At 53.8% G+C, this 21418-nt stretch carries 24 protein-coding genes; 13 read left to right on the forward strand and 11 right to left on the reverse strand.

Going from position 1 to position 21418, the window contains the following annotated elements; translation table 11 throughout:
• The first annotated feature begins 126 nt into the window (after positions 1-126).
• The 3 genes from endA to FWG96_03155 all read left to right on the forward strand — a co-directional run bounded on the left by endA (position 127) and on the right by FWG96_03155 (position 2019).
• A complete protein-coding gene (endA, locus tag FWG96_03145; GenBank protein ID MCL2032248.1) occupies positions 127-1176 on the forward strand; it encodes a tRNA-intron lyase in 1050 nt (349 codons plus the stop codon).
• 197 nt (positions 1177-1373) lie between these two features.
• Positions 1374-1685 (forward strand): nucleotidyltransferase domain-containing protein, encoded by a 312-nt coding sequence (locus tag FWG96_03150; protein MCL2032249.1) that lies wholly within the window; start codon positions 1374-1376, stop codon positions 1683-1685.
• Positions 1675-2019, forward strand: coding sequence for a DUF86 domain-containing protein (locus FWG96_03155; protein ID MCL2032250.1), 345 nt, complete (start codon positions 1675-1677; stop codon positions 2017-2019). The genes FWG96_03150 and FWG96_03155 overlap by 11 nt, the downstream gene beginning before the upstream one ends.
• Before the next feature lie 68 nt (positions 2020-2087).
• Here FWG96_03155 and FWG96_03160 read toward each other — a convergent pair whose 3' ends face one another.
• Together FWG96_03160 and FWG96_03165 are read right to left on the reverse strand one after the other, a co-directional pair.
• Entirely contained in the window at positions 2088-3020 is a 933-nt protein-coding gene (locus tag FWG96_03160; GenBank protein MCL2032251.1) for a transcription initiation factor IIB, read from the reverse strand.
• Complete coding sequence (locus FWG96_03165) at positions 2986-3258, reverse strand: hypothetical protein (protein ID MCL2032252.1); 273 nt, start codon at positions 3256-3258, stop codon at positions 2986-2988. Before FWG96_03165 ends, FWG96_03160 begins: the two co-directional genes overlap by 35 nt.
• Positions 3259-3622: 364 nt before the next feature.
• Here FWG96_03165 and FWG96_03170 point away from each other — a divergent pair, with 364 nt between their 5' ends.
• From FWG96_03170 to guaA, 5 genes are all read left to right on the forward strand, one after another.
• A complete protein-coding gene (locus FWG96_03170) occupies positions 3623-5263 on the forward strand; it encodes a hypothetical protein (GenBank protein ID MCL2032253.1) in 1641 nt (546 codons plus the stop codon).
• A gap of 209 nt (positions 5264-5472) precedes the next feature.
• Positions 5473-8163 carry a hypothetical protein gene (locus FWG96_03175; GenBank protein MCL2032254.1) on the forward strand — a complete coding sequence of 897 codons (2691 nt, stop codon included), beginning with the start codon at positions 5473-5475 and terminating at the stop codon, positions 8161-8163.
• Positions 8164-8384: 221 nt separating this feature from the next.
• Positions 8385-8693, forward strand: a complete 309-nt coding sequence (locus tag FWG96_03180) for a hypothetical protein (GenBank protein ID MCL2032255.1) — start codon at positions 8385-8387, stop codon at positions 8691-8693.
• An 81-nt stretch (positions 8694-8774) separates the two neighbouring features.
• Positions 8775-9254 (forward strand): 5-(carboxyamino)imidazole ribonucleotide mutase, encoded by a 480-nt coding sequence (gene purE, locus FWG96_03185; GenBank protein MCL2032256.1) that lies wholly within the window; start codon positions 8775-8777, stop codon positions 9252-9254.
• A complete protein-coding gene (gene guaA, locus FWG96_03190; protein ID MCL2032257.1) occupies positions 9241-10188 on the forward strand; it encodes a glutamine-hydrolyzing GMP synthase in 948 nt (315 codons plus the stop codon). The genes purE and guaA overlap by 14 nt, the downstream gene beginning before the upstream one ends.
• A 170-nt stretch (positions 10189-10358) precedes the next feature.
• Here guaA and FWG96_03195 read toward each other — a convergent pair whose 3' ends face one another.
• Positions 10359-10616 (reverse strand): UPF0147 family protein, encoded by a 258-nt coding sequence (locus tag FWG96_03195; GenBank protein ID MCL2032258.1) that lies wholly within the window; start codon positions 10614-10616, stop codon positions 10359-10361.
• A 14-nt stretch (positions 10617-10630) separates the two neighbouring features.
• Positions 10631-10795, reverse strand: a complete 165-nt coding sequence (locus tag FWG96_03200) for a hypothetical protein (GenBank protein ID MCL2032259.1) — start codon at positions 10793-10795, stop codon at positions 10631-10633.
• A gap of 160 nt (positions 10796-10955) precedes the next feature.
• Between FWG96_03200 and FWG96_03205 the strand changes: the two genes are divergently transcribed.
• From FWG96_03205 to FWG96_03220, 4 genes are all read left to right on the forward strand, one after another.
• A complete protein-coding gene (locus FWG96_03205) occupies positions 10956-12227 on the forward strand; it encodes a DUF2029 domain-containing protein (GenBank protein MCL2032260.1) in 1272 nt (423 codons plus the stop codon).
• Positions 12228-12350: 123 nt separating this feature from the next.
• The gene (locus tag FWG96_03210; protein MCL2032261.1) at positions 12351-12572 is read left to right on the forward strand and encodes a protein translocase SEC61 complex subunit gamma; all 222 of its coding nucleotides are present in this window, start codon (positions 12351-12353) and stop codon (positions 12570-12572) included.
• A gap of 18 nt (positions 12573-12590) precedes the next feature.
• Positions 12591-13421: a transcription elongation factor Spt5 gene (locus FWG96_03215; GenBank protein ID MCL2032262.1), complete on the forward strand. Its 831-nt coding sequence runs from the start codon at positions 12591-12593 to the stop codon at positions 13419-13421.
• Between the two features lie 3 nt (positions 13422-13424).
• On the forward strand, positions 13425-13895 hold the full coding sequence (locus tag FWG96_03220; protein ID MCL2032263.1) for a 50S ribosomal protein L11: 471 nt from the start codon (positions 13425-13427) through the stop codon (positions 13893-13895).
• 27 nt (positions 13896-13922) lie between these two features.
• Here the strand turns inward: FWG96_03220 and trpA are convergent, their stop codons facing one another.
• The 7 genes from trpA to FWG96_03255 are packed head-to-tail and all read right to left on the reverse strand — an operon-like array spanning position 13923 to position 20366.
• On the reverse strand, positions 13923-14747 hold the full coding sequence (gene trpA, locus FWG96_03225) for a tryptophan synthase subunit alpha (GenBank protein MCL2032264.1): 825 nt from the start codon (positions 14745-14747) through the stop codon (positions 13923-13925).
• Entirely contained in the window at positions 14701-15894 is a 1194-nt protein-coding gene (gene trpB, locus FWG96_03230; protein ID MCL2032265.1) for a tryptophan synthase subunit beta, read from the reverse strand. Before trpB ends, trpA begins: the two co-directional genes overlap by 47 nt.
• The gene (locus FWG96_03235) at positions 15894-16454 is read right to left on the reverse strand and encodes a phosphoribosylanthranilate isomerase (GenBank protein ID MCL2032266.1); all 561 of its coding nucleotides are present in this window, start codon (positions 16452-16454) and stop codon (positions 15894-15896) included. Before FWG96_03235 ends, trpB begins: the two co-directional genes overlap by 1 nt.
• 31 nt (positions 16455-16485) lie before the next feature.
• Positions 16486-17277 carry an indole-3-glycerol phosphate synthase TrpC gene (gene trpC, locus FWG96_03240; GenBank protein MCL2032267.1) on the reverse strand — a complete coding sequence of 264 codons (792 nt, stop codon included), beginning with the start codon at positions 17275-17277 and terminating at the stop codon, positions 16486-16488.
• A 25-nt stretch (positions 17278-17302) separates the two neighbouring features.
• Positions 17303-18322 (reverse strand): anthranilate phosphoribosyltransferase, encoded by a 1020-nt coding sequence (gene trpD, locus FWG96_03245; protein MCL2032268.1) that lies wholly within the window; start codon positions 18320-18322, stop codon positions 17303-17305.
• The gene (locus FWG96_03250; protein MCL2032269.1) at positions 18319-18894 is read right to left on the reverse strand and encodes an aminodeoxychorismate/anthranilate synthase component II; all 576 of its coding nucleotides are present in this window, start codon (positions 18892-18894) and stop codon (positions 18319-18321) included. The genes trpD and FWG96_03250 overlap by 4 nt, the downstream gene beginning before the upstream one ends.
• Positions 18891-20366: an anthranilate synthase component I family protein gene (locus FWG96_03255; protein ID MCL2032270.1), complete on the reverse strand. Its 1476-nt coding sequence runs from the start codon at positions 20364-20366 to the stop codon at positions 18891-18893. Before FWG96_03255 ends, FWG96_03250 begins: the two co-directional genes overlap by 4 nt.
• A gap of 358 nt (positions 20367-20724) precedes the next feature.
• Here FWG96_03255 and FWG96_03260 point away from each other — a divergent pair, with 358 nt between their 5' ends.
• Positions 20725-21411: a hypothetical protein gene (locus FWG96_03260; protein MCL2032271.1), complete on the forward strand. Its 687-nt coding sequence runs from the start codon at positions 20725-20727 to the stop codon at positions 21409-21411.
• Positions 21412-21418 lie beyond the last annotated feature (7 nt).

The following is a 21418-nucleotide window of genomic DNA, read 5'->3' on the forward strand; positions in this document are numbered from 1 at the left end:
GATTAATCGCCCTACGCAAATAAATATTCTTTGTATGCAATTTCAGGCGAAACCTACAAACAAAATGTGTTTCTTTTGATAAAAGATGCAGAACAATAAAATATGAACAGATTTCTGTTGATGCATATGCCCGGGGAACTGCGCGAAGACACAGTGGTCATTGAGGATCAGAAGGAGGGGACCCAACTTTACAACAAGGGAAACTTCGGTTATCCGATGAGAGGAGGCGGTCTGGAGCTGGATCTTATCGAAGCGACGTTCCTGGTGGAATGCGAAAGGCTCCAGGTGATGAAAGATGGCTCGCCGATGCCATTCGGGGAGATATTCAGGCATTCTTCGACACAGTTCGACAAGTTCGACATATCTTATCTGGTATACCGCGATATGAGGAACCGCGGTTTCGTCGTAAAGGCGGAAAGCGGCCTTTTCGACCTTTCGGTCTTCCCCAGGGGTTCCACGATGAGCAACTCCCGTCCGCTTTATCTCGTAAGGGCGGTCTCCGAAAGAGAGACCCTGGATCTGGAAACTTTCTCGGAAGAGGTGTCGCATACCGAAAGCAAGGGGAAGAAGCTTCTCTATGGGGTCGTGGACGAGGAAGGCGACATAACATACTATCACATGTCCACAAAGAATCTGAGCGGCAGCGCTTTCCACACATCGTCAAAGTATGCCGCAAAAGGCGTTCAGATGGGAGAAAGGGTGCTGGTGTTCGAAGAAGGTCAGATCGAGCATCTGAGGGGAAAAGGATTCTACGGGAAAATGATGGGCAGCGTTCTTCAGCTGTCGCTCATCGAATGCTGCTTCCTTATGGAGATGGGGGACATCGAGGTAACGTCCCAGTCAGGAGACAGGATGTCCGCGGAGGAGATAGCGGAACTCGGAGCAAGGACCCAGGAGGAGTTCGGGCTCAGGCTCGATGCGTTCGGGGACCTCAAGAGGAGAGGAATGGTCGTAAAGACCGGATTCAAGTACGGCGCGCATTTCAGAGTGTACGAGGGGTCGCCCGACGAGGGCCACGCAAAATACCTGGTGCATTCCGTTCCCAGAGACAAAGTTATGATGTGGCCGGAGATATCCAGGACCGTCAGACTGTCCGGTGGAGTGAAAAAAGAGATACTCTTTTGCCGGACAGGGGACCCGATGGAATATTTGGAATTCAAATGGTTCAGGCCGTGAAAGGAGGAACACCCTCTCCTAATGCGGGGACGGATTCCGTGTTTTCTGGAACGGGTAACGGATCAAATGATTCATTTGTTGTGTGGTTCATTCGAGGTGCTTAATGACAATACATGGGTATTGTCAGCGCGACATAGCATTCTGTCACAGGGAGGCTCTAAAGGAAATTATAAAGAGTGCGCGGCAGATATAATATCATGTCCCCGGCAACCAAAAAAAGACACTCCATCGATGAGCTGAGGTCCATAGTTACTCCAGTGGCAGAGAGGTACGGTGTGGGAAAAGTATATCTTTTCGGTTCGGTCGCCAGAGGGGACTATGGGGAAAGCAGCGATTATGATTTCTGTATCGAGCTTGGCAAGATAAGGGACCTATTTGTCTTATCTGAATTCTTCCTAGACCTCCAGGATGCAGTGGGGTCGGAAATAGACCTTGTGGACATTAAAGCAGCAAATCCCGATCTTCTCAGCAGCATACTATCCGAAGGCGTGGTTGTCTATGAAGAATGATGCGGCCTTGATAAAAATGATATTGGCCTACTGCAATAAAATAGATGACTGTGTCACCTTCTTTGGTGGAGATGAAGAGGACTTCCTCGCAAGCGACATATATCAAAGCAGTTGCGCTTTTTATATTCTGCAGATAGGGGAGTTAGTAAAGTCCATATCGCCGGAGACAAGGAGCAGCAATGACAACATACGCTGGAAAGGAATAATAGGATTCAGGAACGTCATCGTTCATAATTATGGCGGCGTGCGGCCAGACGCCCTATGGAACACAATAGTGGAGAAGATTCCCGAATTAAGAAGTGCCTGCGAGGAAATAATGGCCGAGATCGAATAAAAGCAGAGTCCTTTTAGATTGAATACATAATCAAAAAAGCAGAAAAGTGTTTTTCGAAGGTGTTTGGGTCAGAGTGCGATCTCGATGCCGAGCTTCTCCGTGAGTTCCTTGTACCTGTTGCGGATGGTTACCTCGGTGACCCCCGCGACGTCGGCGACCTCTCTCTGGGTCCTGCGCTCGTTGCAGAGGATGGATGAGATGTAGATGGCCGCAGCGGCGACACCCGTGGGCCCCCTTCCAGAGGTGAGCTCTTTTTCGGATGCGTCCTTCAGTATCTCGGCGGCTTTGCTCTGGACCTCTCCGCTCAGTTTCAGTTCGGAGCAGAACCTCTGGACGTAGTCCTGGGGTTTGGTGGGCATGAGCTTCAGCTTCAATTCGCGGGTCATGAACCTGTAGGTGCGGCCGATCTCCTTCCTTCCGACGCGGCTCGAACCGGCGACCTCGTCGAGTGTCCTCGGGACGCCGCACTGCCTGCACGCTGCATATAGAGATGCTGCGACCACTCCTTCGATGGACCTCCCTCTGATCAGGTTCTTGTTGACCGCTTTCCGGTATATCATGGCCGCCGTTTCCCTGACGTTCCTCGGAAGTCCCATTGCGGACGCCATCCTGTCAAGTTCGGAAAGCGCAAAAGCGAGGTTCCTTTCCGTGGCATTGGAAACGCGGATCCTCCTCTGCCATTTCCTGAGCCTGTACAGCTGGGCCCTGTTCCTGGTGGGGATGCTCTTACCGTAGCTGTCCTTGTTCTTCCAGGAGATCTCGGTCGATAGACCCTTATCATGAATGGTATACGTCATCGGGGCGCCGGTGCGCGCTCTCTTCTCTCCCTGCTCGACGTCAAAGGCTCTCCATTCCGGCCCTTGATCTATGAATTGGTCATCCAAAACCAATCCGCAGTCCTCGCACAGGAGCTCCCCTCTCTCATAGTCGCGAACAAGATGGTGGCTTCCGCATTCGGGGCAAGCCTCAATCTCTTCTGTTCCTTCTTTTGTCTTTGCCATTTCGAGCTCTCCTTGTTATGTACAGTTCCTTACCTTTCAGCCCGCTCAGGACAACGGCGTCGTCGGCCGCCACCGTGATGAACGGTTCTTCGATCGGTCCGAATATGCGTTTGACAGTCCCTATCTTATTTTTTTTGGAATCAAAAACAGGATTTCCTATATCGGGGATGTCTTTCGTGCCTATTACGATGACAATGCCATTGTCTGCGGCCCCATCAGCGATCCCTAAAAATTCCATTTATTATTCCTCTAAGAAAGGTCCTACCTTATATAGAAAGGTAGATACATATTATATTTAAATGTTAGGGTTTGATTTAATTAGGATAACTGTTTCATATATAACACATTATCTTATTTATCTGGCGTATGCCTCACATTGGGGGATATGCTGCCCTTCCGTGCCGGGATCAGGCCGGCAAAGCATACGGGCGGCGGGAACGGCACATCTGTGGCTGGGTTTCGGTGCGGGACCGCGCGGCCCGGGCCGACAGGGAATCAAGTCCGTTGTAATATATTTAAGTATACAAATGAAATACACATGTAGACGTGCTAACAGCCGGTGCTGAAACATATTATAGTGAAAATGAGGAGGGACCGTCGCAGTGAATGGGAACATGCTGAAATCGGGAATGCCCCGCAATCTGATGTTGGCGGTGTTGCTGGTCGCGGCAGTATTGGTCGTTGCAGGAGCGGTATTTTTGCAGCAGAGGGATAAATCGCCTCAGACGTTATCCGCAGAAGGCATCCCCTACATTAACACAGACGGTACAGTCGGATACCAGCTGAATGCGACGGATATCGATCAGGCCTATTTTGCACTCACGCCGTATTTGCTGGACAGTTCAGGCCCGAGCGAAGGCTGGTACTTCGTAAAGGGTAACATCACTCTTACAAATCCTCTCACAATATCCGGCGATGTCCATCTGATCATAGGGGACGGTTTCACGCTGACTGTCACAAGAGCGACCAACAACGTTATCGTCACGTCAGGCAGCCTGTCGTTCTATGCCCAATCAGAGAGAGCGATGGGTAGGATAGTGGTCACCGACGACAACGGCATATCCCTGGCCAGCGGTTGCGGCCTTGTCAACACAGCTTCGATCACATCCGCATCGCCGAACGGCCACGGCGTACATGCATCCGGCACCGCCGCAATAACAAACGGCGTCACCGGCATCATCAGGGGCGGCTCGGATACGATCATGCTTGAAGCCGGCGGCACCGTTAATAATCTCGGCTTGATCACCACCACGGGGGCCTTTGCCTACGGCATTCAGACCCTTGCATATGCCGATGTCACGAACTCCGGCAGGATCCAAAGCAACTATAGAGGCATACTCCTGGATGCCGGCGGTGTTATCGAAAACTCCGGCACGATCATCGGTACGGATCATGGCGTAGAGGTCGAAAACCATACTGCCGACATAACCAACAAAGCCGCGGGCACCATAGAGGGCGGCGGTGGCGGCATCTCTCTCGGCCGCGGAGGTACTGTCAACAACTCCGGCATGATCCGCTGTACGGACCTCTACAGCGACGGCATATATGCCAGCAACAATGTCATGATCATAAATTCCGGTATCATCCAAGGCACTTGGAGCGGCGTAGATCTCACCGGCGGCGGCACTGTTGAAAACTTTGGCACAATAAGAAGCGCGGACATCAATGGCAATGGTATCGCCGCCTCCGGCACCGCCGTCACCATTTTCAACACCGGCCTCATCCAAGGCGGAGCATGCAGCATCAGGCTGGACGCAGGCGGCGCTGTTGACAATTTCGGCAGGATCGTCTCCGCCGATGCAAACGGCAATGCCGTCGAGGCGGGACATGGCACGGCCCCGGTCACCCTCATAAACACCGGTACGATCACCGGCAGCGTATCCCTTCCCGACCTGGCGAACGACATAACTTTTATGGCCGGTAGCAAAATAGACGGTGACTTCCGCATGGGCACAAACGCGGGTTCCAAACTCACGTTCGCCGGCGTGTTGGACTCGTCGCTGCAATATTCGGTCATAGTCGGCAATGCGGACATCGGCAACGCTGTGATAGATATTGACGGCACAGGTCTGCCGTCTTCTTTGGTAGGAGGGGACACTGTCATTCTGATCAACGCCAGCGCAGGGTCGGTCACCGATCCGGCGAACATCAACATCAGCGTAGGCGTGTATGATTTCACATTGTCGGTGGAAGACAAACAACTGGTAGCAATGAGCCCCCCTAATAGGGTAACGCCCAGGTGATCGAACGCGCATATCCAAAGGCCCCGATCACTGAGGTCCATTATTTAAGCAGTTTCGGTCTCAATATAGAAATTGTTTCAGTTACATATTTATGTATACAAATGAAATACCATTATATAGAGCGGTTATGAAACAGCCGATACGGCTGACACATACGGATTGATGAAGGAGGAGATACCATCGTCATAAAGACAAAAATATCGGAACACGTGACGCCCGGCAAAGCGGCGTTCTCGGTGTTGGCGGTCGCGGCGGTACTCATCGTGGGGGCGATAGTGTTCTTACAGCCGGAAGAGAATTTACAGTCGGAAGAGAAAATACCTCAGACGCCGGCATTGGGGGACAGCGTGCCCTACCTGGATGTGAACGGCGCCGTGGAGTATCGGTCGAGTGCGGCGGAGATCGATCAGGCATATTTCGAGACCGCACCTTATGCGCTGGACGATACGGGCCCTAGCGAAGGATGGTACTTCATTAACGGCGATATCGCCCTTACCGGCCCCCTGGTAACATCAGGGAATATCAATCTGATCTTAGGGAACGGCATCACGCTGACCGTCACGGGAGAGGCCAACAGCATCACCGTCAAAAGCGGCGGCCTGTCGGTCTACGCTCAGTCAGCGGGCGCAGCCGGTAAGGTAGTGGTGATCAGCGGCAGCGGCATATCTCTTGCAGCAGGCTGCAGTTTCGTCAACACTGCCTCGATAACCTCCCTGTCGCCGGGCGGATACGGCGTATATGCATCCGGCAGCGCCGCGATAACCAATGGCGTTACTGGAATCATCAGGGGCGGCTCGGACGGTATCCTGCTAGCCGCCGGAGGAACAGTCGACAATTATGGCGCGATTATAGTCACGGGGCCCATTGCCTGCGGCATAAGCTCCGCAGCCTATGCTGAGATCACAAATGCCGGCAACATCCAAAGCAGCAGCATAGGCGTCAGCCTCCCGGCCGGCACTATCTACAACACCGGCACCATCGCCGCAGACATCGACAGCAGCGCCGTCGATGCGGGAAATGGTACGGGTGCCGTTGTCCTCTTCAACGGCGGCACGATCACCGGCAGCGTATTCCTGCCCAATGCGCCGAATGATGTCGTGCTTAGAGCAGGCAGTAAGATATACGGCGACTTCAGTATCGGCACAGACGTAAAGTCCACGATCGTTTTCTCCGGCGAATTGAGCCAGTCTATGCAGTATTCGATCATAACCGGCGACGTGGACATCGGCAATGCCTTTGTGTTCATCGACAGCGCCGGCATTCCATCCTCCTTCAGTCAGGGGGATTCTGTTATTCTGATCAACGCCGGCACAGGGTCGGTCACCAGCCCGGTGAACAATGCGGTCAACTCCACATGGTACGACTTCACATTATTGGTGGTGAACAAACAACTGATAGCGAAGACCTCCGCCTTCGTGATGCCTCCGGAAGGCTTCCATTACATAAACATGAGCGGCCTCATGAGACTCCAGGCGGATGCGGAGGAGATCAACCAGGCTTATTTCACAGCCGCGCCGTATACTCTGGACGATACGGGTCCGAGCGAAGGCTGGTACTTCATGAGCGAGGACATCACCCTTACAAGTTCCCTTGTCATATCGGGCGACGTCAATCTGGTCTTAGGCGACGGCCTTACACTGACCGTCACCGGAGCGGCCAACAGCATCACCGTCAAAACGGGCAGCCTGTCTGTCTTTGCTCTGTCGGAAGATGAGGCCGGCAAGATAGCGGTCACCGACAGCGCCGGCATATCACTCGCCGAAGGATGCGTCCTAGTAAACACGGCTTCGATAACAGCCGCATCCTCAAGCGGCATATATGCATCCGGCGCCGCAGTGATAACCAACGGCGTCACAGGCACGATCCAAGGCGGTTCGGACGGTATTCTGCTTGAAGCCGGCGGCATAATTGATAACTATGGCACTATAACCACCACCGGGGCCTACACATACGGCATCAACTCCTTTGCCTATGCCGAGATCACAAATGCAGGCATCATCCAGAGCGGCTACACGGGCATCAGCCTTTGCGCCGGAGGCGTCATCGATAACTCCGGCAGGATAATCGGCACGGACCGCGGCGTCGAAGCCGACGTCGTTGCCGCCAACATCACCAACCGCGCCACAGGCGTCATAGAGGGCGGCAGTTACGGCATCTATATCGGTTACGGCGGCACGATCGATAACTCCGGCATGATCCGCTGCATAGATGACTATTGCGACGGCATTTACGCCAGCATCGAGGTTGTGGTCATAAATTCCGGTACCATTCAAGGGACATGGAGCGGCGTAGACTTCAATAAAGGCGGTACGGTTACCAATACTGGTACAATAATCGGGACGGACCCCTTCGGCAACGGTATCGTTGCCTTTGGAGATGCTCCTGTAATTTCCAACGCAGGCACGATCGAAGGCGGATCCCGCGGCATCAGGCTGTATGCCGGCGGCGTTGTTGACAACTCCGGCATGATCGCCGCCGATATGAACGGCATAGCCATTGATGCGGGAAACGGTACGGAATCTGTCACGGTCATCAACGGCGGCATGATCTTCGGCAGTGTGCTCCTCTTTGATGTTCAGAACAGCATTATCTTTATGGCTGGCAGTATGATCAACGGCGACTTCAGCATCGGCACAAGCACGGAGTCCGTGATCGTTTTCTCCGGCACATTGGATCAGTCGATGCAGTATTCCGTCATAACCGGCAATGCGAACCTGGGCAATGCCACGGTACTCATTGACGGCGCCGACCTGCCTCCTCTGGAACCTGGGGACATCATCGTTCTGATCGACGCCGGCACGGGGTCGGTGACCCATCCGGTATACACGGCGGCCAGCGCCGGGGGATATGACTTCATACTGACGGTAGAAAACGAACAGCTGATCGCGACCGTCCTTTGAAACATCGGCCAGGCGGTCAAGATCGCACATCCTTCCCCGCAGACCCAGCCCCGCTTCCGGCGGCGGGCGCCACCGCCGAACCCGGCGGCTATCCGCTGACCGGACGGAAATCCAGCACACCTCTGGCGGCGCCGGCAGATGATGTAAAAAGTTTAATAATAACAACCGTCTATCACCGCCAGTAATGTTCGTGATCGCGAATCGAAACGGAGGTTTAGAAAATGGAATTTGAGATCTGGAATTTCCTGACGGTCATCATTCTTGTGTTTGCGTTGGTAATGGTGATAGCGGGTATTTTCTCGGCGTATTTCGGAGCCGGAAAGAACAGGGCCTACGGCGGGATAATATGCGCCGTTGGATTGATCGTCGGCGTCGTATGGGCATATCTGGTGGCGTTCAGCGACATAGAGCCGTTCTGCAGCGTCCCCGCATGGGATGTCTTGTACGATGCGCTCATCAACCTGATAGCCGTCCTGATCGGAGCCCTCATCGCCATAGGCATATTCCTGGTAGTAGTGCTCAAAAGCTGAGACGGCGGAAATCTCATCTAAACCCATTCCCCCGATATTCTTTTCGGTGGGTTTTTATTCTTTAATTGAGTGGTCCCTTCAATGCGAAAGGTTCTCATCATTATGGGCAGCAAAAGCGACCTGCCGGTGGCGGAGAAGGCTACGGCCCTTCTTAAGAGATTTGATATAGATCATGAGGTGGTGGTGGCGTCCGCGCACAGGACGCCGGGGAGGGTCCAGACCATTGTGGAATCATCCGACGCCGGCGTGTTCATCGCGATCGCCGGGTTATCCGCCGCCCTGCCGGGGGTAGTTGCGGCGCATACCTGCAGGCCGGTCATCGGTGTCCCGGTCAGCGGAAGCGTGAACCTCGACGCTCTGCTTTCGGTGGTACAGATGCCTCCGGGGATACCGGTTGCCGCAGTCGGTCTCGACAGAGGCGACAACGCGGCGATCCTTGCCGCAGAGATATTGGGCCTTTCTGACACGGAGCTTTCACAAAAAATGAAGGAATACAGGAAAGAGATGGCGGAGAAAGTAGAAGCAGATTCAGAGCAGGCGGTTTCAGATGTCAGGCGTTGATATTTTTATAGTAAGGGCGGTCGAAGGACTCAAAGAGAAGATACAAGGTAAAGCGATAATAGCATGCTCAGGCGGAGTTGACAGTACGGTATCCGCCGTACTGGCAAGCAGGGCCGTAGGCGACAGGCTGCTTGCGATCTATGTCGACACGGGGCTGATGAGGAAAGGAGAGACCGAAGAGGTCCGGATCATGCTTGAGGAGATGAAGATAAATTATAAGATAATCGATGCGTCGGAGGAGTTCTTCAGCGCTCTGAGCGGCATCAGAGATCCGGAAACTAAAAGGAAGACCATCGGCTGGCTGTTCATCAAGGTATTCGAGCGGGAAGCGAAGAAGTTCGGCGCAGAGTATCTCGTTCAGGGAACGATCGCGCCCGATGTAATAGAATCGGGGGAGGATGGGAAAGATACGATAAAATCCCATCACAACGTAGGCGGCCTTCCGAAAGATATGGGGATGACCGTCGTCGAACCGCTGAGGGAGCTGTTCAAAGAGGATGTCAGAGAGATCGCGAGAGAATTAGGAATAAGGTCCTCAGAAAGGCAGCCGTTCCCGGGCCCAGCCCTTTCCGTCAGGTGCCTGGACGAGGTCAACCCGAGGAACATCGCCATAGTAAGGGAAGCATGCTTCATCGTCGAGGATGAGATCAATAAGGCCGCGGCCGAAGGGAAGATGACGCTCCCCTGGCAGTATTTCGCGGTCCTCCTGCCGATAAGATCGGTTGGGGTACAAGGAGACAAAAGAGTATACGGCAGGACCATCGCGATCAGAGCTATCTCTTCCAGGGACGGCATGACCGCAACCCATTCAAAGATCCCTCTGGATGTGCTTGACACCATATCGACAAGGATCACAGACACCATGGAGGACCAGGTCAACCGTGTCGTATATGACATAACGAACAAGCCCCCGTCGACGATAGAGTGGGAGTGAATCCTGCTGCCTGCCGCATTGAGTAATCCGGGCGGGATATGTTCCTTATTGAGAAGTCCTTCCGCAGCCAGCAGTGCGGTCTGCACAGCAGAGTGTGAATGAGCCTCCCGCAAAGGAGACGAAATTTGGAAGGACCTTAAAAGTCCTCGAGATCATCTGAGATTATAACTTCAGCCTTGAGCGTTCAGGACCTCAAGCTGGCTTATGACGTTCCAGATGAGCGTCCTTCCGTGGAGCGGGATGTTCGGGTCGTTCGCAAGGTCGTCGAGTATGATTATGGCGCTTGTAGCGCGTACGTCCATCGCGTCCTTCGTGTCCATGAGCCTGATCTTAGCGTCGGCAGCGCCTTTCCTTATATTACGCGGGACCGAAGTATCTTCGGCCAGATTGTCCAAAATGTCTATTACTTGTTTGATATGGTCAGCCACTGCATCCACCTCTTTCAGAGCGACTCGAACTCTTCCTGCAGATCGATCATAAGCTGTTCCAGTACCTCTTCGAAACTTGATGACTTGTATTCTCTCATACCGCCGAGGTCGCTTTGTATCCTAGCTACGAAATCGTTGTTGTCCTTTACTAATTCAACGTTGCACAAAATCTCTTCCATCTTATATCACCTGTGCAAGAATTTGAGGAACCAACATATAAGGTGTATATAAGCGTTGGGCATGCCGATTCGTCGGCCGCACACGGATAGAGGGCCCGGCGGGCCCCACGGCACGGTTTTTACATAGTTTAATTAATACTTCCAAGGCTTAGTGGTACGTATGAGGACGGCGGACAACGGGGTCAGGAGATATCAGCTGATCCTCGGGTCACTCTTCGCGGCGGTTTCGGCCATATACCTTTTAGCGGTACACCAGACAGGGATGGAGACCGAGGTGATGAGTGTCTATTTCCCCTATGCGGATGAGCTGATGCACGGAGGCGTCCCGGAAACGGAGTATCCGCCGCTCACGCTGGTGTTCATCGCGGCGCCGAGGCTTTTCGCCGAGACCCCGTTTTGCTACAACATAGCATTCGTTGCGGAGGTTTGCATCTTCTTTATGGTAGGTCTCCTGATAATGGGGAAGCTTGCCAAAAGATACAACCAGAGCCAGCATAAGGCCATACTGGCATATACGGGGCTCATGCTGCTGCTGGTCGAATTTGCGGTCGACAGGTATGACATGTTCCCCGCGATATTGACTCTGCTGTCGTTCTATTGCCTGGTCACAAAGAGATATGCTCTCGCATTTGTGTTGCTTTCGATGGCCACCATGACCAAGCTGTATCCGGCAGTGCTGTTCCCGATATACCTTATCCCATTCTTAATGAATAAGGACTGGCGGAATGCGCTCAAAGGCACAGGCTTGTTCTTTGCCGTCGCCGTTCTTATCGCTTTGCCATTCGCATTGCTCGGGCCGGACTCGGCGCTTAATTTCTTCGATTATCAAATGGGCCGCCCGCTGCACATCGAGTCTGTGGCCGCGTCCTTTATCCACATCGTCTCCGTCTTGGGTATGACGGACGCATTTGTGCTGCCGGGGTACGGCTCAGAGTTCCTGGCCGGGCCGTGGCCGGATGCGGCCGCGCAATATCTGATGCCGATGATGTTCGCAGTGCTGATCGCGATATACGCGTTGTACGCGTACATGCTATTCGGGTTGCGGAAGGACAGACAGGACAACGAGAATGACAGGATGATACTTCTGGGAGGGTCGGTGCTTCTTTCGTTGCTCGCATTCATCCTGATCGGGAAGATATTCTCGCCTCAGTACATCATATGGATCGTTCCCTTCATCATTTTCATGCTGATGACGTCCATCGACCATGTTTCCAAGAAACGCATTCTGATGCTGTCGATAGCGGCCATCGCTCTGACGCAGCTGAAGTTTGTTATGAACACATTCGTCGACGGAGCGGACATCGCCGACATAAACATGCTGATAATATTGGCAAGGAACGTAGTGGTGCTGGTCCTGTTCGCATACGTTCTTTGGACCTGCAAAAAGAACATAGGAAGAAGATGGCGGCGCGCTCAACAGCCCGATGCCTGACACAAAGCTTTAAAATAGAGGTTTTTCTATGGGATGTTTATTCAATTGTTACCTTCAGTGGTAACGAAAGAGCATACAGGCTTATCCGGACCACGATCTGGGTATGTTAAGGATGTAGGAAAAATGAAAATAGAGGCAAAGGCAGAGGAGTTTCAGGACAGCTTCGAGTCCAAGATAAAGAATCTGGGAAGGGGCAAATACGGAAGGATTCTCAAAATGGCCCATACGCCGACCCGTGAGGAGTACAAAAGGACGTGTTACATCGCGGCGATCGGAATGATCCTTATAGGCGCGGTAGGCTTTGCCATATTGTGGATAATGACCTACCTCCCGAGCCATTTCTGATGAATGCAAGGTGTGATGATGTCTGATCTTGGAAAAGGGGACGCCCGCGCGGCCGGGGAAGAAACCATCAAGGATGTCCGCGCAGGAACGGTCGCGGAATGGAGGTTCAAGCTCGCTTCGAGCTCATCGTCGGCGCTCATGAAGTTCGACGTGTCCACGGGACCGGATGAGGACAACGCTCCGGAATGGAACGTCACGCTTTATGATGCGACCGGGAGCGAACTTTGGAACAACTACCGTTCAGTACAGGAAAAGAAGATCGATCTTCCGGACAACAAACCCAAGGAGTTCAAGCTGGAGGTCATCTGCCCCAAGGGCGCCAGGTACGGCGACGAAGTGAATGTCAGGATAACGGCCACCACTCAAGAGGGGGCGTCCGCGTTCAGATTCGGCGCTGTAGCAAAACAGTCCATAATGGTCCTCAAGACGCAGATGGACCAGGAAAAGAGCGTCGTCGACAGCTTGATGTCCAAAGCCCAGCTGGGAGAGAAGGACATATATGCGATATTCAGCCCCCCCGGACTCAGAGGATATGTGTTCGTGGAAGGCATGAACACCGACCGCCTGAGGGAAAAGACCAGAGATATAAAGAAAGCCCGTTCCTTTGTCGGAGGTGAGACCGATATAGACGAGATAAGCCATTATCTGGTCCCGGTCTCCGCGGTCATAGGGATAGTGGAAGGAGACCTGGTCGAACTTATAAACGGCCCGTTCAAGGGCGAAATAGCCAGAGTGCAGCAGATAGATCAAAGCAAGGAAGAGATAACTGTGGAACTCATAGAGGCTATGGTACCGATCCCCGTCACCGTCAAAGGAGACAGCGTCAGAGTTATTGAAAAGGAGAAATAAGCAATGGTAACCACTGTTGAGGCATTAATAGATGGAGGCAAGGCCACCGCCGGCCCGCCTCTCGGTCCGGCCCTCGGCCCCACCGGCGTGAACACCGGTCAGGTCATCGCCAAGATCAACGAGAAGACAAACGCATTCGCCGGGATGAAGGTTCCCGTAAAAGTAGTGATAAACGACGACAAGACCTTTGATATAAAGGTCGGAACGCCGCCGATGTCCGCACTTGTTAAGTCGGAGATGGGGCTTGCAAGCGGTTCAAGCAACACAAGGACCACCAAAGTGGCGGACATGACCGTCGAGCAGGCAAAGAAGATAGCCACTATGAAAGAGGACAGCCTTCTCGGAGCGACGCTCAAAGCCCGCGTCCTGGAGGTCGCAGGTAACTGCGTCTCGCTCGGCGTTACCATCGACGGAAAAGATCCGAAGGTCTTCCAGAAGGATGTCAAAGCCGGTCAGTACGACGATCAGTTCTGATACCCAGATCTTAAAACATTTTCAATCTCATTCCATTGCTTTTTTCATATTTCTTATATAATCGGCGATAACGCTTCCCGCGTCCCGTCCGTGTTCTTCCACAAGTCTGACGATCGCGCTGCCGACGATGATGCCGTCCGCCTGTTCGGAGAGCGACGCCGCCTGTTCGGGGCTGTGGATCCCGAATCCCACCGCTATAGGAACGTCCGTATGCCGCCTGATCTCTGCCACTATCTTTCCTATATCGGTCCGAATGCTGCTCCGCATGCCTGTAACGCCAAGGGAGGAGACCAGGTAGATGAAGCCCCCCGCCCCCTTTGCCGCCTGCTCAATCCGGACCTGAGAGGTGGGCGCGATGAGCGTTATGATATCGATCCGATGCTTTTCCGCGAACGGCAGCAGCTCACCCTGTTCCTCAAAAGGCATGTCCGGGACGATCACTCCGCTGATCCCGCACCGTCCGCATCTTTCGAAGAAACGGTCGTACCCGTATCTGAAGACAGGGTTCAGGTATGTCATGAACAGCAGCGGCACTTTGACGACGCCTTTCAGCGGCCGCAAAGTTTCAAAAAGTTTGTCGATGTCCGTGGCCGAGGCCAAAGCGCGCAGGTTGGCTCGCTGAATGACCTCTCCTTCGGCGATGGGATCGGAAAACGGTATGCCTATCTCGATGATATCTGCTCCGGCCTGCTCCATCGCAAGGATGTATTCTTTTGTCATATCCGGGTCAGGATCTCCGCCCATTATGTATGCGACGAATGCCTTTTTACCGGCGGACCTTTTGTCAGCGAATGCTTTGGATATGTTACTCGTACAGACTCCCCCCTTTGTATCTGGCAATGGACGCAACATCTTTGTCGCCGCGCCCCGAAAGGCAGATAATGATGTTTTCATCTTTGTCAAAGTCCCCTGCGATCTTTCTTGCGTATGCCACCGCATGAGCTGACTCTATTGCAGGGATGATACCCTCGGTGACCGACAGGTACTCGAATGCTTCCACGGCCTCTCTGTCGGTTATGCTCTCGTAAACGGCCCTGCCGGAATCAAAAAGATACGCGTGCTCCGGACCGATGCCGGGGTAATCCAGCCCAGCGGAGACAGAATGAACGGGCGCTATCTGCCCGCACTCATCCTGGCAGAAGTACGATTTCATTCCGTGGAATATTCCTACCTCTCCTTTGGCGATGGTGGCGGCATGCCGGCAGGTATCAAGCCCCTCGCCGGCCGCCTCGCAGCCGATAAGTCTGACATCTTTATCGCCGATAAAACGGTGGAACGTGCCCAATGCATTTGAGCCGCCGCCCACGCAGGCGATCACGGCGGCCGGGAGGCGCCCTTCTTTTTCCAATATTTGCTGTCTTGCCTCAATGCCGATGACGCTTTGGAAATCACGGACTATCATCGGGAACGGATGAGGCCCCATCACCGAACCGAGAACATAATGGGTATCATCCACTCTCGATGTCCATTCCCGCAGGGTCTCGTTGATCGCGTCCTTCAGGGTCTGGGTGCCGGACGTGACCTGATGCACCTTCGCGCCCAACAGCTCCATGCGATATACGTTGAGCGCCTGGCGTTCGGTATCCTCTTTTCCCATGAAGATCTCGCATTCCATTCCCAGCAGCGCCGCGCCTGTGGCGGTGGCGACGCCGTGCTGTCCCGCGCCCGTTTCCGCGATCACACGGGTCTTTCCCATCTTTTTTGCAAGGAGGACCTGTCCCAGAACGTTGTTGATCTTATGGGAGCCGGTGTGGTTCAGATCCTCGCGCTTCAGATACACCTTCGCGCCGCCCAGGTCGGCGGTCATGTTCTTCGCGTAGTAAAGCCTGGAGGGTCTCCCGGCGTATTCCTCCAGAAGGGAGTTCAGCTCCCCGCGGAAGAGTTCGTCGTTCTTATAGAGTTCATACGCCCGCTCCAACTCGTTAAGTGCATGCATCAGTGTTTCCGGCACATATTGGCCGCCGTAATCCCCGTACCGTCCTTTTTTATTATCGCCCATTACTTCACGCCCCTTACCCTTCGAACAATTTCCGACATTTTGTCAAGATCCTTTTTACCATCCGTCTCAACCCCGCTGCTCACATCCACGCAGAATGGATCCAGCATACGTATCGCAGCTTCCACATTGCCGCAGTTTATGCCTCCGGCCAGAAAATAGTCGCGGGGATACCCCTTCACCGCATCCCAGCGGAAGGTCTTTCCGCCACCGCCCCGCAAATCCTCTGAAAAAGCATCGAACATGAAATAATCAGGTTCGGAGTCAGGCAGGACCAGTTCCTCCCCCACCCGAACGGCTTTTATCACGGGGGCGTCGGCCATGCTCCGCAGCGTCCGGATATATTCCGCATCTTCGTCGCCGTGGAGCTGGACAATGTCTATTATCCCCGCCTTGAAAACTTCGGCAACTTTGTGAACATTCTCGTTCACGAACACGCCCACGCATTCGATCCCGGGGTCCAGCAGCCTTCTCAGTTCCGCGGCCCTCTCGATACCGATCCGGCGTTTGCTCGGCGCGAACACAAAGCCCGCATAGTCGGGGAGGCAGACGTTCGCATACATGATATCCTCTGCCCGTGACAATCCGCATATCTTAATTCTGGCCGCGGCAACCACCTCTCAAATGATCCAAGAAAGCTTTTTTGTCGGCGCTTCTCATAAGCGATTCTCCTATCAGCACGGCATCCACTCTGTTCTCGGCAAGAAGCCGTATTTCCTCAGGGGAGGAGATACCGCTCTCCGAAACGAACAGCACATCGTCCGGAACAAGTTTCCTGAGGCGTACGCTGTTCCGCAGGTCCACTTGAAAGGTCTTAAGGTCCCGGTTGTTAACTCCTATGATCCTCGCCCCCGCGCGAACGGCGGTTTCGATCTCTCTTTCATCGTGCGCTTCGACCAGACAGGATAGTCCCAGGCCGTCGGCCGTCTCCAAATATTTGCGGATCTTTGTCTGATCCAACAAGGCGCATATCAGGAGGATCGCATCCGCGCCCATCGCTCTCGCCTGGTATAGCTGGTACTCGTCAACGGTGAAGTCCTTGCGAAGTATCGGCACTGAGACCCGTTCCTTTATCCGGACCAAATGTTCGTCTCTTCCCAGGAAGCGGTCCGGTTCCGTCAGGACCGAGATGCAGGACGCGCCGGCGGCCTCGTATTCTTCCGCTATCTGTATGAAAGGGAAGTCCTCCGCGATGACCCCTTTCGAAGGAGACGCTTTTTTCACTTCGCATATGAAAGACATTCCTTCCGATCTCAGCGCATTCTCAAAGGCGAAAGGCACAGCTTCAGGAAAATGCTCAAAAACAGGCGTTCTTTGCCTGTCGGCCGTCACCCTCGCCGCAGCGGCCTCCGCCAGTTCATTCAGGATGTTCATTGTCTGCCTCATTTACAGAATACGCCGCCCGATACCTTCAGATTTTTCCTACTTCGTTCGTCACCCTGACGAATTCGTTCAGTTTGTCAAGGGCCTTGCCGCTGTCTATGAGATCCTCCGCCGCTTTGACGCATTGGCGCATGGTCATGTTGCCGTATGCCATGTAAAGGCATACAGCTGAATTCAGGACCACAGTGTCACGTTTCGGACCCCGGGTACCGTTCAGTATGTCCAGGGCGATACGCGCGTTCTCTTCCGGGTATCCGCCGGTCAGGTCCTCCATTCCGCACCGCTTGAAGCCGAACTGTTCAGGTGTGATGAAATAGCTGTTCAGCCGCCCCTCCGCGACCTCGCAAATGGTCGTAGTGTGGGTCATGGTGATCTCGTCCAGCCCGTCGCGCCCGTGCACGACCATCGCACGTTTCATGCCCAAGTTCAAAAGGACATTGGCGAGGGGTTCCACCAGGTTCTCGTCGTAAACACCCAGGAGCTGCATCGTCGCTCCCGCCGGATTGGCCAGCGGCCCCAGTATATTGAAGATCGTTCGAACGCCGAGCTCCTTCCGCACCGGGGCCACGTGCTTCACCGCCGAATGGTACAACTGTGCCAGCATGAAACACATACCCGTCCGTTCGAGTACGATCTCGTTCTCACGGGCGGAGAGGCCGATGTTCGCGCCGAGCGCCTCCAGAACATCCGCGCTGCCGCACTTGCTGGAAACGCTCCGGTTACCGTGCTTTGCCACCGGAACGCCGCCCGCCGCGGCCACGAAAGCGGATATGGTGGAGATATTGAAGGTGGAGAGTTCGTCCCCGCCTGTTCCCACGATGTCCAGCACGTCGGTCCCCGGCCTCAGCCTCTCGCACCTTTCCCGCATTACGGCCGCGCAGGCAGTAATCTCATCAATGGTCTCGCCTTTTTGACGTATCGCGGTAAGGAAAGCGCCCATCTGCGACTGTGTCGCCGTGCCGTCCATCATCTCCTGCATCACATCCCTGGTGACCTCAAGGGACAGGTCCCTCCCGTTAAGCATATCATAGATCGCTTCACGTATCATTTCACTCCGCCCCCTGTCCTTAAGAAATTCCGGATCACGATATCTCCGTTGTCTGTCAGTATGGATTCGGGGTGGAACTGCACGCCGTAGATATCCCGGCCCCGGTGCTTCACGCCCATGACCTCGCCGTCAGGGTCCTCTGCTATGATCAGCAGTTCGTCGGGCAGACTTTCTCTTTCTATAGCGAGGGAGTGGTATCTCGCCGCCCGCAATATCGGCGGCAGGCCCTTGAAAATGGGATTGCCGTTGGCGATGTGGACCGTCCCCTTCTTTCCGTGGATAAGCTCCTTGGCATATGTGACCCGCGCGCCGAAAGCCTCACATATCGCCTGATGTCCCAGACAGACGCCCAGAACAGGCACCTCGGAGGATCGGACCAATTCTTCGCATACGCCTGCGTCCGCAGGTCTGCCCGGCCCGGGCGAGATCACGATATGAGAAGGATTCAGCTCTTTTATTTTGGGGATATCCATCTCGTCGTTCCTGATGACCCTGACGTCGGGATCGGCGGCACCGATCAACTGATACAGGTTATATGTGAAACTGTCGTAATTGTCTATCAGCAGGATCATTCCGCTACCCCCCTGATCGCTTTTAGCATCGCTTCAGCTTTGTTCCGGCACTCTTTGTATTCGTTCAGAGGTATGCTGTCGGCTACGATCCCGGCGCCAGCCTGGACGTGGACGGAACCGTCCTTGAGCACCGCCATGCGGATGCCTATGCAGAGATCCATGTCCCCGGTGAAATCAATATATCCCACCGCCCCTCCGTACACTCCCCGTTTTTCACCCTCCAGCTCATCAATGAGCTCCATTGCCCTTTTCTTCGGGGCGCCCGAAAGGGTCCCGGCCGGCAGCACCGCCGCCATTGCATCAAAGGCGTCATATTCCGGCCTTATATCGCCGACAACCCTGGATTCGATATGGCAGACATGGGAGCATATTTTGATCCCTCTGTATTCGTTAACGTTCACGCTGCCGAACTCGCACACTTTGCCGAGATCGTTCCTGCTCAGGTCCACAAGCATATCGTGTTCGGAAAGTTCCTTTTCGTCGTCCAGAAGTTCGACTATAAGCCTCTGCGTCTCTCTGTCGTCGTCCGCCCGTTTGCATGTCCCGGCCAGGGGATATGTGCTTATCACACCGTCCTTGAGGGATACCAGCGTCTCCGGCGACGCCCCGGCGATCTGCATATCGTCAAACTCCATGTAGAACATGTATGACGAAGGATTTATCGTGCGCAATGCCCGATACGCCTGCAGAAGGTCACCTTCGTAATCTGCCGAGAGTTCTATGGACGGCACGCACTGGAAGATATCTCCCTCTCGGATATGGTGCTTAAGCCTCTCCACAATGCCGACGAATTCCGCCTCGGTGAAACGCGGCGTGAATTCAGACCTGATCCGTCCGATGGGAAAATCATCCTTCCTGTCGCCCGTCACAAGTTTTTCCATATCCTTGAGGTCGGTGACCCCTTTGATATATTCCTGTTCAAGATCCTGGGTCTTTATGTTCGTGATCAAAAATATCTTCTGCCTGAAGTGGTCTACCGCGATCACTCTGTTGAAAAGCATCAGGCAGAAATCGTTGTAGCTGCAGGGGTTCTTTGCTTTAAGCTCCAGGCCGTACTCTACGTATTTGGCATATTCGTATGAAAAGTACCCGACAAACCCTCCCGTGAAGGTGGGGAGATAAAGTATTCTCGGGCTTTTGTACGCGCTTATGATATCTTTCAGAATGATGTGCGAATTTCCTTTTTTCTCGGTCTCGCCTGCGGCGGTCTTGATGACCACGACCCCGTCGTTGCCCGTGATGGTCATCGACGGATCATAACCCAGGAAGGTGTACCTGCCCCAGCTTTCGCCGTTCTCCACGCTCTCCAGGATATAGGCGTTCTTCCCCTTTTTCCTGATCAGGTTCAAGATCTCCATCGGCGTGCGTATGTCGGAAAAAAGCTCTATGCTTATCGGGATGACTGAATTCTCTCCGTCTGTTTCGTTCCCCTTTGCGAGGCGCCGTGCCTCTTCCAGCGTCGGTCTGATCATAATACTCCCTCTTTTTGCGGACGGGCGCCGGCGGATCCGCCATCAGGCCCTGTGGCCAAGCAGTACTGCTCAATGAACAGCCCTTCTTGGGGCAGCCCGGCTGCGGTGTCCTCAGTTATCGTCACACATGGACTATTATATTCACTTATATAACTATATGTACATTAATGTATGTTATTATACATTATACTTTAGTGGATTAAAAAATGAATTACGGCGCCTTTTTTTGCACAGGCCTCAATGGCAGACGGCGGAGTCAGCAAGCCGTCTCCGACCTTGTGCGAGACCTTAAGAATTATGACGGCTTCCCAAAGATTGCGTTTGAAGAGGCGTTTAACACGACGGAGGCGGATCAATTTTGAAGCACGTATATGAAGGAAAGACAAAATCGGTTTATGAGCTGGACGACGGCAACTATCTGCTCAAATTCAAAGATGACGTAACGGGGGAGGACGGCAAATTCGACCCCGGCTCGAACACCATCGGGCTTTCCATCGAGGGTATGGGCAGAGGCGGGGTCCGCATGACGAAATTCTTTTTCGACAAGGTCAAAGATGCCGGGATCCCGACGCATTACATAAGCGCGGACGTCGAGAACGCCACGATGACGGTCAGGCCGGCAAAGGTCGTGGGCAAGGGGCTTGAGGTCATATGCCGGTTCAGGGCGGTCGGCAGCTTCAGGAAGAGGTACGGTGACTACTGCACCGAAGGCCAGCCCCTGGATGCTTTTGTCGAGGTCACCCTTAAGGATGATGACCGCGGAGATCCGCCGATCACAAAGGACGCGCTGGAGATGCTGGGTCTGCTGAGCGGCGAGGAATACGAGCACCTCAAAGACCTGACACAGAGGATCGCCAGGATCGTCAGGGATGAGATAGCAAAGAAAGGCATGGAACTGTACGACATCAAGTTCGAGTTCGGGAGATCGAAGGAAGGGGAAGTGATCCTGATAGACGAGATCTCCGGCGGGAACATGCGCGTCTATAAAGACGGCAAACCCGTCCAGCCTCTGGACCTGGTCTGTCTGATGCTGGATCAGGCATGAGACGTCA

This window comes from Candidatus Methanoplasma cognatum (genome assembly GCA_009777615.1).
GTDB lineage: Archaea > Thermoplasmatota > Thermoplasmata > Methanomassiliicoccales > Methanomethylophilaceae > Methanoplasma > Methanoplasma cognatum.

What these genes read in the sequence shown, in the direction of transcription:
- endA (MCL2032248.1), top strand. Translation starts at nt 127, where the DNA reads ATGCCCGGGGAACTGCGCGAAGACACAGTGGTCATTGAGGATCAGAAG.
- FWG96_03150 (MCL2032249.1), top strand. Translation starts at nt 1,374, where the DNA reads ATGTCCCCGGCAACCAAAAAAAGACACTCCATCGATGAGCTGAGGTCC.
- FWG96_03155 (MCL2032250.1), top strand. Translation starts at nt 1,675, where the DNA reads ATGAAGAATGATGCGGCCTTGATAAAAATGATATTGGCCTACTGCAAT.
- FWG96_03160 (MCL2032251.1), bottom strand. Translation starts at nt 3,020, where the DNA reads ATGGCAAAGACAAAAGAAGGAACAGAAGAGATTGAGGCTTGCCCCGAA.
- FWG96_03165 (MCL2032252.1), bottom strand. Translation starts at nt 3,258, where the DNA reads ATGGAATTTTTAGGGATCGCTGATGGGGCCGCAGACAATGGCATTGTC.
- FWG96_03180 (MCL2032255.1), top strand. Translation starts at nt 8,385, where the DNA reads ATGGAATTTGAGATCTGGAATTTCCTGACGGTCATCATTCTTGTGTTT.
- purE (MCL2032256.1), top strand. Translation starts at nt 8,775, where the DNA reads ATGCGAAAGGTTCTCATCATTATGGGCAGCAAAAGCGACCTGCCGGTG.
- guaA (MCL2032257.1), top strand. Translation starts at nt 9,241, where the DNA reads ATGTCAGGCGTTGATATTTTTATAGTAAGGGCGGTCGAAGGACTCAAA.
- FWG96_03200 (MCL2032259.1), bottom strand. Translation starts at nt 10,795, where the DNA reads ATGGAAGAGATTTTGTGCAACGTTGAATTAGTAAAGGACAACAACGAT.
- FWG96_03205 (MCL2032260.1), top strand. Translation starts at nt 10,956, where the DNA reads ATGAGGACGGCGGACAACGGGGTCAGGAGATATCAGCTGATCCTCGGG.
- FWG96_03210 (MCL2032261.1), top strand. Translation starts at nt 12,351, where the DNA reads ATGAAAATAGAGGCAAAGGCAGAGGAGTTTCAGGACAGCTTCGAGTCC.
- FWG96_03215 (MCL2032262.1), top strand. Translation starts at nt 12,591, where the DNA reads ATGTCTGATCTTGGAAAAGGGGACGCCCGCGCGGCCGGGGAAGAAACC.
- FWG96_03220 (MCL2032263.1), top strand. Translation starts at nt 13,425, where the DNA reads ATGGTAACCACTGTTGAGGCATTAATAGATGGAGGCAAGGCCACCGCC.
- trpA (MCL2032264.1), bottom strand. Translation starts at nt 14,747, where the DNA reads ATGTTGCGTCCATTGCCAGATACAAAGGGGGGAGTCTGTACGAGTAAC.
- trpB (MCL2032265.1), bottom strand. Translation starts at nt 15,894, where the DNA reads ATGGGCGATAATAAAAAAGGACGGTACGGGGATTACGGCGGCCAATAT.
- FWG96_03235 (MCL2032266.1), bottom strand. Translation starts at nt 16,454, where the DNA reads ATGTATGCGAACGTCTGCCTCCCCGACTATGCGGGCTTTGTGTTCGCG.
- trpC (MCL2032267.1), bottom strand. Translation starts at nt 17,277, where the DNA reads ATGAGGCAGACAATGAACATCCTGAATGAACTGGCGGAGGCCGCTGCG.
- trpD (MCL2032268.1), bottom strand. Translation starts at nt 18,322, where the DNA reads ATGATACGTGAAGCGATCTATGATATGCTTAACGGGAGGGACCTGTCC.
- FWG96_03250 (MCL2032269.1), bottom strand. Translation starts at nt 18,894, where the DNA reads ATGATCCTGCTGATAGACAATTACGACAGTTTCACATATAACCTGTAT.
- FWG96_03255 (MCL2032270.1), bottom strand. Translation starts at nt 20,366, where the DNA reads ATGATCAGACCGACGCTGGAAGAGGCACGGCGCCTCGCAAAGGGGAAC.